Source organism: Mesopusillimonas faecipullorum (assembly GCF_020539505.1).
GTDB lineage: Bacteria > Pseudomonadota > Gammaproteobacteria > Burkholderiales > Burkholderiaceae_B > Mesopusillimonas > Mesopusillimonas faecipullorum.
Map to the genome: position 1 here is coordinate 1 of NZ_JACDXW010000032.1, position 443 is coordinate 443.

1 protein-coding gene is annotated in these 443 nt (G+C 48.8%); it reads left to right on the top strand.

Translation table 11 applies throughout. From position 1 onward, the window contains the following. Positions 1-204, top strand: a 204-nt coding sequence (locus tag H0484_RS15070) for a hypothetical protein (protein WP_226955447.1), incomplete at its 5' end; no start/stop codon positions are given. Positions 205-443 lie beyond the last annotated feature (239 nt).

The window sequence follows — 443 nt, forward strand, 5'->3', positions numbered from 1 at the left end:
CGTGGTGCGGTTTTGAGCGGTAACGTTCAGGTAGCAACACCCCGGCAGTCGGTAGGTTGGGGCAGTTTTCTCAACCCTGCGACCAACGCAGAAAATACCGGCAGATTGTTAAGCCGATTTGACAAGCCTCAAAAAAGAGTTCATAATTTCGTTTCTCTGCTGATGACGAAGGCGACACGAAGTGTCAACGACGACCGGCAGTAAAACAAGCAGTAAGTGTGATGCGCAACGGCGCTAACGCGGCAGTACCCTGTTCTTTAACAACGAAACAACCGATAAATGTGGGCGCTTGGAATGCGTGTCGCCATTGGGCAGTAATGCTCAAGCGAAGTAACCAAGTGCTCACAGTGAAGAAGCCAAGTTTTTATGTCAAGTAAAAGCTCTGGATTTTTCTTTGAGCATGCGACGTAGTCGCTGTCTACTTCGGTAGGTAGCTACTATGT